Below are 17,851 nucleotides of genomic sequence, written 5' to 3'. Positions count from 1 at the left end.
CGTATCTTACTGAAATTTTTTGACAAAAAAATAATTATTAAATGTAATCGATTTCATAAAATGTTATCAAGATCACTTTTTCCACATTCCTTAAATGCTATCATCGCCATTAATAACTTCCCTGTACATAAAAAGTGTAAACGATGTCTAAATGATTATGTAATCATTTAAAGCCTAGCAAAGGAAATTTATTATGAATCAAAAAATTAAGTCATCACTAAATAATAAAAATTATTGGATATTTAGTCTCTACTTCTTCCTTTACTTTTTTATTATGGGAGCGTACTTCCCGTTTTTCCCTGTTTGGTTGAAAATGAATGGCCTAGATGAGGCAAATACGGGATATGTTTTTTCATTTATTTCATTATTTGCACTTTTTTTTCAACCTCTGTTTGGGTTGATTTCTGACAAGTTGGGGTTAAAAAAACACCTTCTTTGGATTATCACGCTACTTCTTGTGCTATTTGGTCCATTTTTTATCTTCATTTTGGGGCCGTTGCTTCAACTCAATGTAAGCTTGGGTGCAATTGTTGGTGGATTTTATCTTGGTATGGTATTTAGTGGTGGTGCGCCAGCCATCGAAGCACTCGTTGAAAAAATAAGTCGACGTAGTGGATTTGAATTTGGTCGATGCCGTATGTTTGGTTGTTTTGGTTGGGCAATTTGTGCTTCATTTGTTGGAATAATGATATCTAAAGATGTCAATGCTGTTTACTGGTTATGTTCTGGATTTGCATTGATTCTTCTAGTTTTAGTAAAAATCGCTGACCCTGCAAAAACGGCAACGACTGAAGTCGTTGCAAAAATGGGATTAAATAAACCTGAACCATTTAATCTAAAACTGGCAATCAATTTACTTGGTATGCGTAAAACTTGGTTTTTTATGATATACATAATTGGAGTTGCTTGTACTTATGATGTATTTGATCAACAGTTTGCTAACTTTTTCACCTCATTTTTTTCTAGCGAACAAGCTGGTCGAGAAGCATTCGGTTATGTCACCACACTGGGTGAATTTTTAAATGCCTCTGTGATGTTTTTTGCCCCTTTAATTGTGAAGAAAATAGGCAGTAAAAATACATTACTTGTTGCGGGTGCAATCATGTCTATTCGTATTACAGGCTCAGCATTTGCCAGCACAGCAGTTGAAGTTGTTATATTAAAAACTTTACATATGTTCGAAGCACCTTTATTGCTTGTTGGCGCATTTAAATATATTACTCAACACTTCCCTATTCGCTTATCTGCAACTGTCTACTTAATTGCATTTTGTTTTGCAAAACAATTATCTATTATGTTTATGTCCACCTTTGCGGGGCTTATGTATGTTAAAATAGGCTTTAAAGGAGCATATCTAGTCCTTGGCTTGATTGCACTTAGTTTTACACTGATTTCTTCCTTCACATTATCAGGGCGTAGACCATGGGATCTATGGAAACATAAGTGCAGTGAAAAATTTGAAGATTCATAAAAGCATACGATAACTATTACATTAGAGAAAGGATTTATTATGGAAATATTAGTAACTGGTGGCTGTGGATATATAGGAAGTCACACTTGTGTCCAACTTATTCTATCAGGCTACACACCCATTATTCTTGACAATTTATTTAACAGCAAAGCATCAGTGTTAGATAGAATACAAAAAATTACTGGCCAGTCCCCCAATTTTTATGAAGGCGATGTGTGCAATGAAAAGCTATTAACTAAGATTTTTTCAAAGCATGATATTAAAGCAGTTATTCATTTTGCTGGCCTAAAAGCCGTTGGTGAATCGGTACATAAACCACTTGAATATTATGAAAACAATGTCTACGGCAGTATTGTACTTATGAAAGCAATGCGTACAGCGGGTGTTAAACAGTTAGTGTTTAGCTCATCAGCCACTGTCTATGGTGAACTAGCACCCGTACCTTATGTTGAAACCTTACCACAAGGTTTACCAACCAGTCCCTATGGAAAAAGTAAATTAATGGTAGAGCAATGTATCATGGATTTAGCCGTTGCCGAACCAGATTGGTCACTCACTTTACTGCGTTACTTTAATCCTGTTGGCGCGCATCCAAGTGGATTAATGGGCGAAGATCCACTTGGTATTCCTAATAATCTTATGCCTTATATTACCCAAGTTGCGGTAGGAAAAAGAGAATCATTAGCGGTTTTTGGAAATGATTATCCAACAACAGATGGAACTTGTGTTCGTGATTTTATACATGTTGTGGATTTGGCTGATGGGCATATTGCTGCACTCAAAGCCGATCATAATAAAGCTGGAGTACATATTTATAACTTAGGTTCAGGTGTGGGTTACAGCGTATTACAAGTCATCAAAGCTTTTGAGAAAGCATCAGGAAAACCGCTTAATTGGCACTTCGCACCAAGACGAGCAGGCGATTTACCCGAATTTTGGGCCGATGCTAACAAAGCTGAGCAAATTCTAGGTTGGAAAACTAAACTCACGCTTGACGACATGGTAAAAGACTCATGGAATTGGCAATCAAATAACCCGCAAGGTTATCCTGATTAATCATTAGATTAAATAAGACTAAAACATGCAAAATTAAAAGAAGAGGCAAAAATGGATATTTTTAATCCTGTTAACCATCCTCATCGTCGTTACAATCCATTAACCAATCAATGGGTACTTGTTTCACCACATAGAGCGAAACGCCCATGGAAAGGACAACAAGAAGTATTAAATGAAGAACAAAAACCGAGTTACGATCCAACTTGTTTTTTGTGTCCAGGTAACAAACGGGTAACTGGAGATATCAACCCTAATTATAAGGGAACATTTATTTTTACTAATGATTTTGCAGCATTAATAGAAAACACGCCTGAATCACCAAAGAACCATGACCCGCTGTTCCAAATGCAAAATGCAAAAGGTACCAGTCGAGTGATCTGTTTTTCACCCGATCACAGTAAAACATTACCTGAACTTGATTTATCCGCAATTAAAGGGGTAATTAAAACTTGGATAGATCAACAACAAGAATTGGGTACACACTATCCTTGGGTACAGATATTTGAAAATAAAGGGGCGGCAATGGGATGTTCTAACCCACATCCACATGGACAAGTTTGGGCTACTAGCTTTTTACCCAATGAAATTGCGCGCGAAGATCTAAACATGCGCAATTATTTTGAAAAATATCATCGAAATTTATTAGTTGATTATGTCGAAAAAGAACTCATTCATCGTGAACGAATCGTTGTTGAAACGAAGCATTGGCTTGCTGTCGTTCCTTTTTGGGCAATATGGCCATTTGAAACATTATTATTACCAAAAACCCATATTCCACAATTAACCATGTTGAATAACGAGCAACAAAGTGATTTAGCCATTGCGCTTAAAAAATTAACTAGTCGCTATGATAATTTATTTTATTGTTCTTTCCCCTATTCTATGGGTTGGCATGGTGCGCCATTTATGAAAGATAAAAATGATTACTGGCAAGTGCATGCGCATTTTTATCCCCCTTTATTACGTTCCGCTACAGTAAAAAAATTTATGGTCGGTTACGAAATGTTAGCCGAAGTACAACGAGATTTAACTCCAGAACAAGCAGCTGAAAGGTTACGCAACGTTAGTGATGTGTATTATTAAAAATAAAAAGGATAAATAGATGAACGCATTAATCCAAACAACTACACAAGCATTTGAATTTAAATTCGGTTATAAAACGAATATAGTTGTACAAGCTCCCGGTCGTGTAAATCTGATTGGTGAACATACCGATTATAATGAAGGTTTTGTTTTACCTTGTGCTATTGATTATCAAACAGTAATAAGCTGCCATAAGCGCTCTGATGATCTCGTTCGAGTCATTGCAGTAGATTACGATAATCAACAAGATGAATTTTGGTTAGATTCTCCTATTGAAAAACATCCAAATTATAGATGGGCTAACTACATACGTGGTGTGGTAAAACACTTAAAAAAATATGCAAATAATATTCATGGCGTTGATTTTACTATTAGTGGAAATGTTCCCCAAGGTGCAGGGCTAAGCTCATCAGCATCTCTAGAAGTTGCGATAGCTAAAATGTTCCAGATTTTGTACGACTTGCCTTTAGATGGCAATCAGTTGGCATTAATTGGGCAAGAAGCCGAAAATCAATTTGTCGGTTGCAATTGTGGTATCATGGATCAGCTCATATCTGCCCTTGGTCAAACTCAACATGCATTGTTAATTGACTGCCGATCACTAGAAGCTAGACCAGTTTCAATTCCTAAAGATTTTGCTGTGGTTATCATCAATTCAAATATTAAACGCGGATTAGTTGATAGTGAATATAATACTCGACGTCAACAGTGCGAAGCTGCAGCTCAGGCTCTTGGGGTGAAAGCGCTAAGAGATGCCTCGTTAACTGAATTAAAAAATATTGAAACCACCTTGGATCCAATCGTTTTTAAGCGGGCTCATCATGTTATCACCGAAAATGAACGCACGCTAAAAGCAGCGCAAGCTCTTGTGAATGGCGATTATAAATTGTTATCAAAACTCATGGCGTATAGTCACATCTCAATGCGTGATGATTTCGAAATCACAGTACCCGCTATTGATTACCTTGTTGAAATAATTCAAGGAGTCATTGGTGAACAAGGCGGTGTACGAATGACTGGCGGTGGCTTTGGTGGCTGTGTTGTGGCATTAGTACCAAAAGATAAAATAGATTCAGTTAAAACCGTTGTTAGTGACAATTATGCTAAAAATTTTGGTTTTAAAGAAGATTTTTATGTCTGTACACCAAGTGAAGGAGCCCATGCGATATGCCTATAAAACAAATTATTACGCTTTCGAACACACAAGGAACCCAGATCAAACTTTCCAACTGGGGAGCGACATGGCTATCTTGTGTATTACCCGTTAATGGACAAAAACGTGAAGTATTACTCGGCTGTCAATCACTTGAACAATATCACCAACAAGATGCCTATTTAGGTGCCACCATTGGACGATACGCTAACCGGATTGCCAATGCGGTAATTGATATTAACGGTAAACGCTATCAGCTCACTGCTAATCAAGGTGTAAATCAATTGCATGGAGGAAAACGAGGTTTTGATAAACAATTTTGGCATATTCAATCTCAATCCGATCAGCAAGTAATCTTTAAATTAATTTCACCTGATGGTGATCAGGGTTTTCCTGGCGAACTCCATGTCACGGCAACTTATAGACTCACCGATGACAATCAAATCATTATCGCGTTTAACGTAACTACAACAAAAACCACGCCTATTAATTTGACTAATCATGCTTACTTTAATCTTGATGGCGAAACAAGCAAAGATATACTTAATCACAGATTAAAAGTGAATGCTAACTATTATTTACCTGTGGATGCCAACGGTATCCCCAGCAATGATTTAGTTAGTGTCACCATGCACGATATGGATTTGCGACAGCCAAAGCTTTTATCAGAGAAACTGCTTGAAAGTCAAGAACGGCAAATAACTGGTGGTTATGATCACGCTTATTTATTAGATAAAACGCAAACTATCGCCGCACAGCTCATTTCATCCGATAAAAAAGTAATGATGAATGTGATTACAACCAAACCTTCATTACAAGTTTATACTGGCAATTTTTTACAACATACACCAAATCGGCACAACGGTGAATATGGCAACTTTGCTGGCATAGCACTAGAAGCACAATTTTTACCCGATAGTCCTAATCATCCAAACTGGCCACAACCCAGCTGTTTTTTACACTCAGATCAAACTTACCGTTATCAAACAACTTATCAATTTATTATTTCATAAGCAATTGAATAACATCAAAAAAGGATTAATAAAAACTTAAATAAAATCAACCTTGTATCTGACAATTTTTATTAAAAATATTATTAACAAAGATACTACCAAGCAATATCAACCCATTATTTGGTTTTATGCAATAAATAGGATTTTCCCAGCTTAAACTAACAATCCATAACAAAATTAGGTATCATATAAACATCATCGCTAATGGATAATATGAAATATGAAAAGCAAAACCTTAACGGCTATTTTCCCTGGCACTTTCGATCCAATTACCAATGGTCACATCGATCTTATTGCGCGAACGTCATTACTCTTTCCTCGTTTAATTATTGCCGTTGCAGAAAGTCCAAATAAAAATACGCTCTTCTCATTAGAAGAACGCGTTAATTTAGCTTCAACCGCTGTTGAACACCTATTTAATGTGGAAGTGATCGGCTTTGATAATTTAATGGCCAATTTTGCTCAAATCCATAATGCAACAGTCATCGTTCGTGGTGTTCGAACAACACACGATTTTGAATACGAAAGACAACTTGCTGAAATGAATCGTGCGTTAAAAGCTGATTTAGATACTATTTTTTTAATGCCATCTATTGCAATGGGGTTTATTTCATCTACAATCGTAAAAGATGTTGCTTATCACGGTGGTGATATCACAAATTTAGTGCCATTGCATGTCAAAACAGCATTATTAAAGCGCTTAGAATAAATTAAAAAACGTCTATGGTTAATTTTTATACTCCACAGAAAAAAAAGCTCACACCGCAAAAATTGACAGTAACAGTCTCATCCTTAGATACTTTTGGGCAAGGCGTTGCCAATCATAAGGGTAAAACAATTTTTGTTAAATCCGCCTTGCCTGATGAAACCGTTGATATTGAACTGACTGAAAATAAAAAAAATTACGCTAAAGCTAAAGTCATTCGATATCATAATCAGAGCAAAGATCGCGTTAGACCACAATGTGAATATTATCAACAATGTGGAGGTTGTGAATTACAACACATTGCACCAAATTTGCAACAACAAGCAAAATATGATGCGTTAATCAACCTGTTGCAAAAAGAAACAGGAAAACCTTTAACAAATATTATTGAAAACCCTCCCCAAATTATTGCCGATCAGCCTTATCATTATCGTCGACGGGCAAGACTTTCGATTAATATTATTAAAGGTAAATTAGTTATTGGATTTCGCCAAGCTGAATCAAATCAAATAATCAATATCAAACATTGTCCAGTATTAGTTGATGAATTAGATTCTTTGCTAGCACCATTACAAAGCATACTCAATTGCATAAAACAGAAAAAAGCACTTGGTCATATTGAATTAATTTCGGTCGATAGCGGTATCATTCTTGTGTTAAGGCACACCATGCCCCTTGTCGATGATGATATTAACTTATTAAAGCAATTCGCCGAAAATAATAAGATTTCACTTTATTTTCATGGCAAAGATTTAGTCCATATTACAGGTAATACTGAACATTTCTATTTCATTAATCATTTAAAATTAACGTTCAGTCCTCTCGATTTTATTCAAGTAAATAGTAAAATTAATCAAAAAATGATCGAACAAGCACTTGATTGGCTAACGTTGCAACCCTCTGACCAAGTCTTAGATCTGTTTTGTGGTATGGGTAATTTTTCATTACCTATAGCAACATTAAGTAAAACACTAACAGGCATTGAAGGTATTGATGCCCTGGTTGAAAAAGCAAAATTTAACACTATATTAAATAGCACTGAGATTTGTGCGGAAACCAATTTTTTAACCAGCAACTTAGACGATACCCAACAATTTTCGAGATGGAGTCAATTAAAATATAATAAAGTATTATTAGATCCAGCAAGAGCTGGTGCGTTTAATGCAACAATAGCAATTGCAAAATTAGCTCCATCAAAAATCGTTTATATATCGTGTAATCCTGCTACTCTAGCACGAGACAGTAAACAACTTATTGAAGCAGGATATCAAATTGATCAAGTTGCTATTTTAGATATGTTTCCGCAAACTAAACACATTGAATCAATGCTGTTGCTAATAAAATCAGGGACATAAATTATGGTATCGATTAGAGGCGCACACCAACATAGTGAAGAGCATTATTCGCTTGCTCAATTTGATATTGAACAATGGATAAAACAAGAATTGTTATTAACTAATCCTCAATCTTATAAAAAATTTAGAGAAGTTTGGGGGTTTTGTTTTGAAAACAGCGCAGGTGCGCCAGAGCAAATTTTTTGTTTCCAAAATGCGATAGAAATGGTCGAGATTCTATCGACACTTAATATGGACATCAATAGCTTATGTGCTGCTTTATTACTTCCTTTTGTTGATACCAAAATTATCCGTCGAGAAGATATTCCTGAAGATTTTGATCGGGAAATTTTTAATATCATTTCTAGCATTGTTAAAATGAAAGAAATTCGCCAATTACGAGCAATTCGCAATGGTAGTGCTACTACCGAACAAATTGATAGTATTCGTCGAATGCTGCTAGCCATGGTCAATGACTTTCGAAGTGTAATCATTAAATTGGCAGAACGCATCACCTATTTACGCAATTTAATGAATGCTCCTCAAGAAGAACAAGTACTTGCAGCCAAAGAGTGTTTTAACATTTATGCCCCTTTAGCCAACCGCTTAGGTATAGGTCAATTAAAATGGGAGTTAGAGGATTTCTGCTTTCGCTATTTACATCCTGATGAATATCGCTTGATTGCCCAAAAATTGCAAGAAAAACGATTAGATCGTGAATGGTATATCAAGCAATGTGTTAACCATTTACAAGATTTGATGAATCAAGATGATATTCGTGCAAAGGTTTATGGTCGCCCTAAGCATATTTATAGTATATGGCGAAAAATGGAGCATAAACATCTTGAGTTCGAAGATCTATATGACATCCGTGCGGTACGGATCATCTGCGATCGTATTGAGGATTGTTATAATGCATTAGGCATTATCCACAGCAATTACAAACAGATCGCCAAAGAATTTGATGATTATGTCGCTAACCCAAAACCAAATGGTTATCAATCAATCCATACTGTGGTTTATGGACCACAAGATAAAACAATCGAAATTCAAATCCGTACGGAACAAATGCACAATGATGCTGAACTAGGCATCGCCGCTCATTGGAAGTATAAAGAAGGCAGTACCGACAAAATGACCGCTTATGATCAGCGGATTTCTTGGTTACGTAAATTATTAACATGGCAACAAGAAATGTCTGAAAGTGGTGAAATTCAGGAAACAGTTCGTAGCCAGATTTTTGATGACCGCGTTTATGTTTTTACACCGAAAGGCGATGTTGTTGACTTACCAGCAGGATCAACTCCACTTGACTTTGCTTATCATATACACAGTGATGTTGGACATCGTTGTATTGGTGCCAAAGTAGGCGGGCGAATTGTACCATTTACCTACAATTTAAAAATGGGTGATCAAGTTGAAATCATTACCCAAAAACAACCAAATCCAAGCCGAGATTGGTTAAATCTTAATACCGGATTTGTAAACAGTAGTCGAGCAAGAGCTAAAATTCAAGCTTGGTTCAAAAAACAAGATCGGCATAAAAATATCGCAGCCGGTCAGCAAATTTTAGAACACGAACTTGAACCTTTAAATATTAGTTTAAAAAGTGTTGAAAAAATCTTAATCAATAAATATAACGCTCATTCCTTTGATGAGGTACTAGCCGGTATTGGGAGTGGTGATGTCAGGATTAATCAATTAGTCAACTTCATCAAGGCACAATTTAACAAACCAACAGCTGAAGAAGAAGATGAAGCAGTATTAAAACAAATTGCCCAAAAATCAAACATACAAACCAAAAGTATCAATAAAAACGGCTATAAAAAAGGCAGTGAAATTATTATTGAGGGTGTGGATAACTTAATGTATACCATTGCCAACTGCTGTCGCCCTATTCCTGGTGATCCGATTGTGGGGTTTGTAACTCAAGGGCGCGGTATCTCGGTTCATCGCGCTGATTGTGAACAATTGCAAGAGCTTAAAAATCATGCTCCTGAACGTATTACCCAAGCTGTTTGGAACAACAATACCTACTCAAGTTATACCATGGTAGTACAAATTGTTGCCAACGATCGAAGCGGTTTATTACGAGATATTACTACGATTTTAGCTAATGAAAAGGTTAATGTCCTTGGCCTCATTAGCCGCTCGGATATGAAGCAACAATTAGCAACTATTGATGTAGATATGGAAATTTTTGATCAGGATTCTTTAAATCGAGTACTCAATAAAATAAAACAGCTACCCGATGTTATTGAAGCCAAGCGTTTTCAAAGCTAGCTAACATGCTAAATTGCCACTTTTTAGTGGCAATAGTTTAGTATTTATTACTTTCTTTCTAAAATTTCAAACTGATACGGATAGCCATTTTTATCATCGGGTTGATGCGTTTCTTGATAAATAACGTGCCATTTTTCAGGCGAATAATCAGGAAAATAGGTATCGCCCTGTAGGTCAGCCTCTATATGAGTTAAATAAAGTCGATTTACTAAAGGTAACGCCTGCTTATAAATATCACCTCCACCAATAATAAACGCTTCATCAACATGCTGTGTTTGAGCTAACAATATGGCGGCATCAATTGATTGTACCCAACTTACATTTGCAACCAAGTTAGATTCTTTAGTTGCTTGCCTTGAAATAATAATATTATGACGACCCGGTAATGAGCGACCAATTGACTCAAATGTCTTTCGTCCCATAATAACAGGTTTATTAAGTGTGTTTTTTTTAAACCACGCCAAATCTGCGGGTAAATGCCAAGGCATTCGATTATTTAAGCCAATTACACCATTATCTGCCATGGCTACAATAATACTTAATATCATATTCATTCCTTTACACATACCCTAAAGATTTTATTCGCCAATTTACATTCTCAGGAAAGATAGTTTGACTCCATAGCCGTTCACTTAAAGAAAGTAACGACTCCTTTTGCCCAGCAACGATCCAATTAGCTAGCTCTGTAGCTACATCAGGATAGATTATCGGTTTTGGCGAAGGTAAATCAAGCCAATACTTGAGCTTGATACAGTTTAAATTTTCCATAACCGTCGCCATATCAAGAGATTGTAAACATTGAGCATTATAAATTTGTTCAAATTGACCAGAAACAGGCTTAGTAAGAATTTTTTTACCAAGTGTTAATGCTTCAGAAATCAATGCAAAACCTGTATTTGAAATAATTCCAGAGCAACTTACTAAAGCTCGTGTAAAATTATCACGTCCAAGTGGTTGAAAATCAATATGACTGTGTTGCGATTTTTGTTTTATATCCGGATGAAAACAAATAAATTGATTATTCCTAAATTGTTTTAACATACCCATGATTTCATCTATGCTTTCAAATGGTAAGTAGACCACAATATTACCATCTTCTGTTGGTGTGGTCTGAAATGAATCAATCATTGGTGGTAGTAACTTATGCCCAAAATGAAACCAATGTAAACCAATTGGTTTAGTGGCAGGAGCATAATATTTCATAATAACATTTGCGACTAACCCATATTCCTTAGGTTTAAGATATTGGCATACAGCCTGATTACTTATACCTAAACAGTTACGATGTTGATAATGCGCGGCCCAAGCACTTACAGGCTCAAAATCGCTGATAATGCAATCATACTTTGATAAATTAAGTTCACGCACATCTTTAATCAGTCGAAATGCACGAATTCGCTGTATGGTTTTACGAAAATTAATTTTACCATTAAGCGTTGCAAACGTAACACCACGATAGGTTTTATAATCACCAAAAGCTTGCATATCAAAATAGTCTTTAGGATCACGGCCACTGAAAATATAATCAACATCAGCACCGGCTTTTTTTAGTGCTTTAGCTAATGTTCTACAACGACTGACATGGCCATTTCCTGTTCCTTGAACACCAAACAGAATTTTCATATCTTTATGATTTGTTAATTTAAGTTATGTAAATATAATAGCAGAACAACTTATTATTATGTAAATTATTTTGTATGATTAAATGCAACATGATATTCATGATTAGTTGTCATAATTCAACATTGGTTAACGTTATTACTCATTAGTCTAAATGAAGTAACAGTGCTTCAAATAGTTACGATAAAATAGTCTCACTTAAAGTATATAAATTTTGTATAACTTTGCTTCTTTTTTCAGTACAATAGCCTAAGTAATTGTTAGATGAATAGTGAGATTTGCATATGTCATTAAGAATCATCAATAAACAAAATTACCTTATTGTTGCATTAGCAATTATTTTCTTTTTATTTGTTTATTCCGCTAGATATTTGACAATCACAATTGGCTTATTAGTTACTGTTAATGATGTTTCACATCACACAATTGCTAAGTTAGGCATAAATGAGCATAATGATTGCCATTCTTTATTACAAAAATCATCTCATGATTCAGCTTGTACCACTTTTAATCTTCAGTTTTTACCACATTGCGAACTATACCTTACATTTAACTTTGCTCAAAAATATAAAAAGTTTATTCCTGAATTAAAACTACTAAGAATTGTTTAATTAATTTGTATTTTCAATAAAAAATTAGTCGAAATATCTATCTTTGGAGTAAAAATTTTTTGTTCTTCGTTTTTATCACTAATCACTAAATAGTGATTGTTTATCATAAAAAAATGATTATAGGAATATTATGAAACGTCGAAATTTTTTGTTCAATATTACAGCGGCTTTAAGTGGGATAGCAGTTACAAAAGCCTTTGCCAAAATGGATAATTTAACTATGTCAGGTATGGCTTGTGAAGCCAACTCTGATCAGTGTAAAACAGGTGAAATGGGAGACATGAATATGAAGATGAATATGGGTAACAAAGTTTCACAAAAATTATTACCGACCTCAGCTTTGTCACAAGGTCTAAATTTACCAGAATTAACTCATTTAGAAAATACCAGTAATAAACAAGGTATTTTTGAAGCAATCTTGGAGGCTAAACCCATTAAGTTAAAGTTAACACAAGATATTACAACAGAATTTTGGGCATATAATAGTCATATCCCCGGTCCTGTGATTGAAGCTTTTGAGGGGGATAACGTTAAAATTACTGTTAAAAATAACTTACCACAAGCGACAACCGTACATTGGCATGGTTTGCTGATCCCATCTAATCAAGATGGTAATCCACAAGATCAAATTCCTGCTGGAAGTAGCCGAACTTATGAGTTTACTATACCGGAAGGGAATGCTGGTACCTATTGGTATCATCCACACGGTCATGAAACCGTAGCAGAACAAGTTGCGCGAGGATTAGCGGGCATATTTATTGTACGCAGCAAAAACGATCCGCTTGCATTCTTGCCCGAACAACACTGGTTTTTTTCAGATTTAAAATTAACTGATAAAGGCGAAATTGCTGATAATTCAATGGTTGATTGGATGAATGGTCGAGAAGGACAATTTGTATTAATAAATGGTGCCTATCGTCCCAAAATCACCATAAATACGGCAACAAGGATACGAGTTTGGAATGCATGCTCTGGTCGTTATCTTAATTTATCTATTCCTGGATGTGATGTTTATTTGGTTGGTACGGATGGTGGATTAATGCCGGCCCCTGTTTTACTCAATAAACCACTGCTATTGTCGCCAGCTGAACGTGCAGAACTTGTCATTTTGCCAAAACAATCTGGTACAGTGTATTTACAATCTATCGGTTACGATCGCGGAAAAATGGGCAATGTACCACCAGAGCAAGATATCATACTTGGAGAATTGGTATTGACACAGTCAAAATCAATGACTATCCCATCAGCCTTACGAGCATTGCCAAAACTAGGGCAGGCAACGACCTATAAATCTATTGAATATACCGAAGTAATGGACATGAAGGAACCGCGTGGTGGCGTGCTATTCTTAATTAATGGTAAACGCCATGATATGCAAAGGATCGATTTGAAAAGCAAAATTCATGAGGTTGAAGAGTGGACAATTTTCAATAACTCTCATATGGATCACAATTTTCATATACATGGCGCACAGTTTATTGTTGTTTCACACGAATTGAATGGTGAAAAAAATCCACCTGAATATGTCGGCTTAAAAGACACTATTAATTTACGTCCACATGAAAAGATCACCATAAAAATTCAACAAAATATGCCCGGATTACGTATGTATCATTGCCATATTGTTGAACATGAAACACTCGGTATGATGGGACAATTAATGGTAGAATAACCTACCTAATATGATTCCCGTTATAGTCTAATTATCATTGAATTAATAGCGGGGATCTGTATTATACAAAATCCTTATGACACAATATCTATAAAAAATAATAATTGTTTTTCATTTTTGCTAAAAATGCTAATATATCATCATTATGACAATGATATATTATTGGCAAAAAATCAGCAAATGCTTGATTATTAAAACCGCGTTATCTCACTTATTGTTAGGTGTAATGGCTGCTGGGTTTGGTTTATATCAACATGAAGCGCTTCCTTCGGAAGCTTCTGTTTCGCAAATTGGGATTATTGCAATTGCATCTATTGTACAAGATCATCAAGAAATAGAACGAAAAAATTCACAAACACTACTACTGCTGTATTTACAAAAAAAATACAATACTGAGCTATTTATCACACCCAACTGTATTGAACTTTCACCAAGTAAAGTTATTCGGCTATCTCCTTATAACGGCATACGAGCTGGACCTAAAGCTACCGCTTAATGAGTTTATAACTCAAATAAAACTAATTTTTATATAAGGTTAATTCCTTAAATCCGTATTGAAAAAACAAGAGAAAATTTATGTTATTAAAATTATTAACAAAAGTATTTGGTAGCCGCAATGAGCGCGTATTAAAAAGCATGCGCAAGCGAGTTGACAAAATTAATGCACTTGAACCAGCCATGGAAGCTTTAACCGATGATGAATTAAAAGCAAAAACCACGGAACTTAAACAAAAGATTGCCGCCGGAACCCAATTAGATGATATTTTGGAAGAGGCTTACGCTGTGGTACGCGAAGCAAGTAAGCGTGTGTTTGGCATGCGTCATTTTGATGTACAGTTAATTGGTGGTATGGTATTAAATGAACGCTGCATTGCCGAAATGCGCACCGGTGAAGGTAAAACATTAACAGCAACCTTACCGGCCTATTTAAATGCATTAACTGGTAAAGGTGTACATGTTGTTACGGTTAATGATTACTTAGCACAGCGTGATGCAGAAAATAATCGTCCATTATTCGAATTTTTAGGATTAACTGTTGGTATTAATTTACCTAATATGCCGCCACACATAAAACGTGAAGCCTACAATGCTGATATCACTTATGGTACTAACAATGAATATGGTTTTGATTATCTACGCGATAATATGGTATTTAGCAAAGATGCTCGTGTACAACGGCCATTGCATTATGCTTTAGTCGATGAAGTTGACTCAATTTTAATTGATGAAGCAAGAACGCCTCTAATTATTTCGGGTCAAGCTGAAGATAGCTCTGACAGATATATTAGCGTTGATAAAATTATTCCTTATTTGATCCGTCAAGAAAAAGAAGACTCTGACCAATTCCAAGGGGACGGAGACTTTTCAATTGATGAAAAATCACGCCAAGTTAACTTAACAGAACGCGGATTAGTGAAAGTCGAAGAACTATTAATAAAACAGGGTATCATGAAAGGTGATGAATCACTCTACGCACCGAGCAATATTGTATTAATGCATCACGTTAATGCTGCCCTGCGCGCTCATCACTTATTCCATCGTGACGTTGATTATATTGTCAGAGATAACGAAATTATCATCGTTGACGAGCATACCGGAAGAACCATGGATGGTCGCCGTTGGTCTGATGGTTTACACCAAGCAGTTGAAGCAAAAGAGCACGTAAAAATCCAAAATGAGAACCAGACACTTGCTTCAATTACCTTCCAAAACTATTTCCGTTTATACGAAAAATTAGCGGGTATGACAGGAACAGCGGATACTGAAGCGTTTGAATTTAACCAAATTTATGGCTTAGATACGATTGTTATTCCAACTAACCGCCCCATGCAAAGAAAAGATCAATCTGATCTTATCTATATGACCGAAAAGGAAAAAATCAACGCAATTGTCGCTGATGTACAAGAATGTGTCAAACGCGGTCAACCCGTTTTAGTTGGGACAGCGTCAATCGAAAAATCAGAGTTAGTTTCACAGGCATTTAAAAAAGCAGGCATTAAACACAATGTGCTAAATGCCAAATTTCATGCTCAAGAAGCTGAAATCATTGCTAATGCAGGAAGTAAAGGTGCCGTTACCATTGCAACTAACATGGCAGGACGTGGTACCGATATTATGCTTGGTGGTAATTGGCAAAGCGATATAGCAAAAATTGAAAATCCAACACCAGAAGATATCGAAAAAGCAAAACAAGTTTGGCAAACAAAACACGATGAAGTAATTGAGTTAGGCGGACTTTATATTTTAGGTACTGAGCGTCATGAATCACGTCGTATTGACAACCAGTTACGTGGGCGTGCAGGGCGCCAAGGTGACCCTGGTGCTTCGCGCTTTTACCTATCACTTGAAGATCCATTGATGAGAATCTTTGCCTCTGAGCGTGTCGGTAATATGATGCGTAAACTGGGTATGCAAGAAGGCGAAGCTATTGAGCACCCATGGGTCACAAAAGCCATTGCTAATGCACAAAAGAAAGTTGAAAGTCGCAACTTTGATATTCGTAAACAACTCCTTGAATACGATGATGTCGCCAATGATCAACGTAAAGTAATTTACCGTGAACGAAATGGATTACTTGATAATACCGATATAAAAGATACCATCGACTCAATTCGAGGTGATGTATTTAACACCCTAATTGACCAATACATTCCACCACAATCCATTGAGGAGATGTGGAATATTTCAGGGCTTGAAGTCGCACTAAAAACAGATTTTGATTTAGATTTACCAATCGCAAAATGGCTAGATGAAGAGAAAAATCTGCATGAAGAAACATTACGCGAACGTATCTTACAAATGGCACAAGACAGATATTTAGAAAAAGAAAATACTGCTGGAGCTGAAGCATTCAGACAGTTTGAAAAAAGTGTCATGCTACAAACACTTGATACTCTCTGGAAAGAACATTTAGCAGCAATGGATTATTTACGTCAAGGTATTCATTTGCGCGGCTACGCACAAAAAGATCCAAAACAGGAATATAAACGTGAATCATTTAATATGTTTGCTAACATGTTAGAATCGTTAAAATATGATGTTATTGGTATTTTGAGTCGAGTACAAATTCGCTCACAAGAGGAAGTTGACGAAGCAGAACGCCAACGCCTAGCTGAAATGGAAAAGCTAAAGGCTAAACAGCAAGCTAATCATGAATCGATAGCGAGTATAAATAGTGAAAATGAAGAACAATCAGCAGGGGCTGCACCACAACCAATAGTTCGAACCCAAGTCAAAGTTGGTCGCAATGATCCCTGTCCTTGTGGTTCAGGTAAAAAATATAAACATTGTCATGGTGCTGTTCAGTAAGGAAAAAATTTAGTATCATCAAGCGAAAATGATGATTAAACAGTCGATTTGGATCGACAATTGATTGAAAGGGAAAGTCGCAACTTTCCCTAATTTTACTCATAGGCAAATATAATTATGAAAAAACATATTGAAATTGCTGTAGGTATAATTCGTTCTCAAAATTGTCAAATCTTTATCACCCAGCGCGGTGAAGATTCTCATCTTGCTGGTTTTTGGGAGTTTCCTGGTGGAAAAATTGAGGCAGGAGAAACCCCATATCAAACCTTACAACGTGAAATTGTTGAAGAAGTAGACATCCATATCCATCAAGCCCAATTCTTAGAAATCTTTGAACACAGTTATGAAGATCGCTATATTACAATTCACGCTTATTTAGTTGAAGAATGGGATGGTGTTCCTTTTGCAAAAGAAGGTCAACCAAGCCGTTGGGTTGACCAAGAAGATCTTAATGCCGACGAGTTCCCTGACGCTAATCGACCGATTATCGAAATGCTTAAAAACTTGGATAAACAAATCTAAAGAAATTATTATGATTTA

15 protein-coding genes are annotated in these 17,851 nt (G+C 35.9%); 13 read left to right on the top strand and 2 right to left on the bottom strand.

Annotation, left to right across the window (positions count from 1 at the left end):
* The first annotated feature begins 193 nt into the window (after positions 1 to 193).
* The 8 genes from A9G22_RS03430 to relA all read left to right on the top strand — a co-directional run bounded on the left by A9G22_RS03430 (position 194) and on the right by relA (position 10,099).
* Complete coding sequence (locus A9G22_RS03430; protein WP_065587572.1) at positions 194 to 1,471, top strand: MFS transporter; 1,278 nt, start codon at positions 194 to 196, stop codon at positions 1,469 to 1,471.
* Between the two features lie 39 nt (positions 1,472 to 1,510).
* Positions 1,511 to 2,527: a UDP-glucose 4-epimerase GalE gene (gene galE, locus A9G22_RS03425; RefSeq protein ID WP_065587571.1), complete on the top strand. Its 1,017-nt coding sequence runs from the start codon at positions 1,511 to 1,513 to the stop codon at positions 2,525 to 2,527.
* 51 nt (positions 2,528 to 2,578) lie between these two features.
* Positions 2,579 to 3,610 carry a galactose-1-phosphate uridylyltransferase gene (gene galT, locus A9G22_RS03420; protein WP_065587570.1) on the top strand — a complete coding sequence of 344 codons (1,032 nt, stop codon included), beginning with the start codon at positions 2,579 to 2,581 and terminating at the stop codon, positions 3,608 to 3,610.
* Positions 3,611 to 3,629: 19 nt separating this feature from the next.
* On the top strand, positions 3,630 to 4,787 hold the full coding sequence (galK, locus tag A9G22_RS03415; protein ID WP_065587569.1) for a galactokinase: 1,158 nt from the start codon (positions 3,630 to 3,632) through the stop codon (positions 4,785 to 4,787).
* The gene (gene galM, locus A9G22_RS03410; protein ID WP_065587568.1) at positions 4,778 to 5,776 is read left to right on the top strand and encodes a galactose-1-epimerase; all 999 of its coding nucleotides are present in this window, start codon (positions 4,778 to 4,780) and stop codon (positions 5,774 to 5,776) included. The genes galK and galM overlap by 10 nt, the downstream gene beginning before the upstream one ends.
* A gap of 220 nt (positions 5,777 to 5,996) precedes the next feature.
* Positions 5,997 to 6,485 carry a pantetheine-phosphate adenylyltransferase gene (gene coaD / locus A9G22_RS03405; protein WP_065587567.1) on the top strand — a complete coding sequence of 163 codons (489 nt, stop codon included), beginning with the start codon at positions 5,997 to 5,999 and terminating at the stop codon, positions 6,483 to 6,485.
* Positions 6,486 to 6,499: 14 nt separating this feature from the next.
* Positions 6,500 to 7,837 (top strand): 23S rRNA (uracil(1939)-C(5))-methyltransferase RlmD, encoded by a 1,338-nt coding sequence (gene rlmD / locus A9G22_RS03400; protein WP_075508357.1) that lies wholly within the window; start codon positions 6,500 to 6,502, stop codon positions 7,835 to 7,837.
* Positions 7,838 to 7,840: 3 nt separating this feature from the next.
* Positions 7,841 to 10,099 (top strand): GTP diphosphokinase, encoded by a 2,259-nt coding sequence (relA, locus tag A9G22_RS03395; protein WP_065587565.1) that lies wholly within the window; start codon positions 7,841 to 7,843, stop codon positions 10,097 to 10,099.
* 47 nt (positions 10,100 to 10,146) lie between these two features.
* On the opposite strand, the gene folA is transcribed toward relA, so the two are convergent.
* Both folA and A9G22_RS03385 read right to left on the bottom strand, forming a co-directional pair.
* Entirely contained in the window at positions 10,147 to 10,647 is a 501-nt protein-coding gene (folA, locus tag A9G22_RS03390) for a type 3 dihydrofolate reductase (protein WP_075508356.1), read from the bottom strand.
* Between the two features lie 10 nt (positions 10,648 to 10,657).
* Positions 10,658 to 11,722: an MJ1255/VC2487 family glycosyltransferase gene (locus tag A9G22_RS03385; RefSeq protein WP_065587563.1), complete on the bottom strand. Its 1,065-nt coding sequence runs from the start codon at positions 11,720 to 11,722 to the stop codon at positions 10,658 to 10,660.
* Between the two features lie 281 nt (positions 11,723 to 12,003).
* On the opposite strand from A9G22_RS03385, the gene A9G22_RS03380 reads away from it, so the two are divergent.
* The 5 genes from A9G22_RS03380 (at position 12,004) to mutT (ending at position 17,833) form a co-directional block, all read left to right on the top strand.
* Positions 12,004 to 12,330, top strand: coding sequence for a hypothetical protein (locus A9G22_RS03380; RefSeq protein WP_065587562.1), 327 nt, complete (start codon positions 12,004 to 12,006; stop codon positions 12,328 to 12,330).
* Between the two features lie 130 nt (positions 12,331 to 12,460).
* On the top strand, positions 12,461 to 14,002 hold the full coding sequence (locus A9G22_RS03375) for a multicopper oxidase family protein (protein WP_075508355.1): 1,542 nt from the start codon (positions 12,461 to 12,463) through the stop codon (positions 14,000 to 14,002).
* Positions 14,003 to 14,147: 145 nt separating this feature from the next.
* The gene (locus A9G22_RS03370; RefSeq protein ID WP_065587560.1) at positions 14,148 to 14,498 is read left to right on the top strand and encodes a hypothetical protein; all 351 of its coding nucleotides are present in this window, start codon (positions 14,148 to 14,150) and stop codon (positions 14,496 to 14,498) included.
* Positions 14,499 to 14,578: 80 nt separating this feature from the next.
* Entirely contained in the window at positions 14,579 to 17,311 is a 2,733-nt protein-coding gene (gene secA / locus A9G22_RS03365; RefSeq protein WP_065587559.1) for a preprotein translocase subunit SecA, read from the top strand.
* Between the two features lie 117 nt (positions 17,312 to 17,428).
* Positions 17,429 to 17,833, top strand: a complete 405-nt coding sequence (gene mutT / locus A9G22_RS03360) for an 8-oxo-dGTP diphosphatase MutT (RefSeq protein WP_065587558.1) — start codon at positions 17,429 to 17,431, stop codon at positions 17,831 to 17,833.
* The last annotated feature ends 18 nt before the right edge of the window (positions 17,834 to 17,851 follow it).

The organism is Gilliamella sp. App2-1, from assembly GCF_001690255.1.
Classification (GTDB): Bacteria; Pseudomonadota; Gammaproteobacteria; order Enterobacterales; family Orbaceae; genus Gilliamella; species Gilliamella apicola_G.
This window is presented reverse-complemented; position numbering and strand designations above follow the sequence as displayed.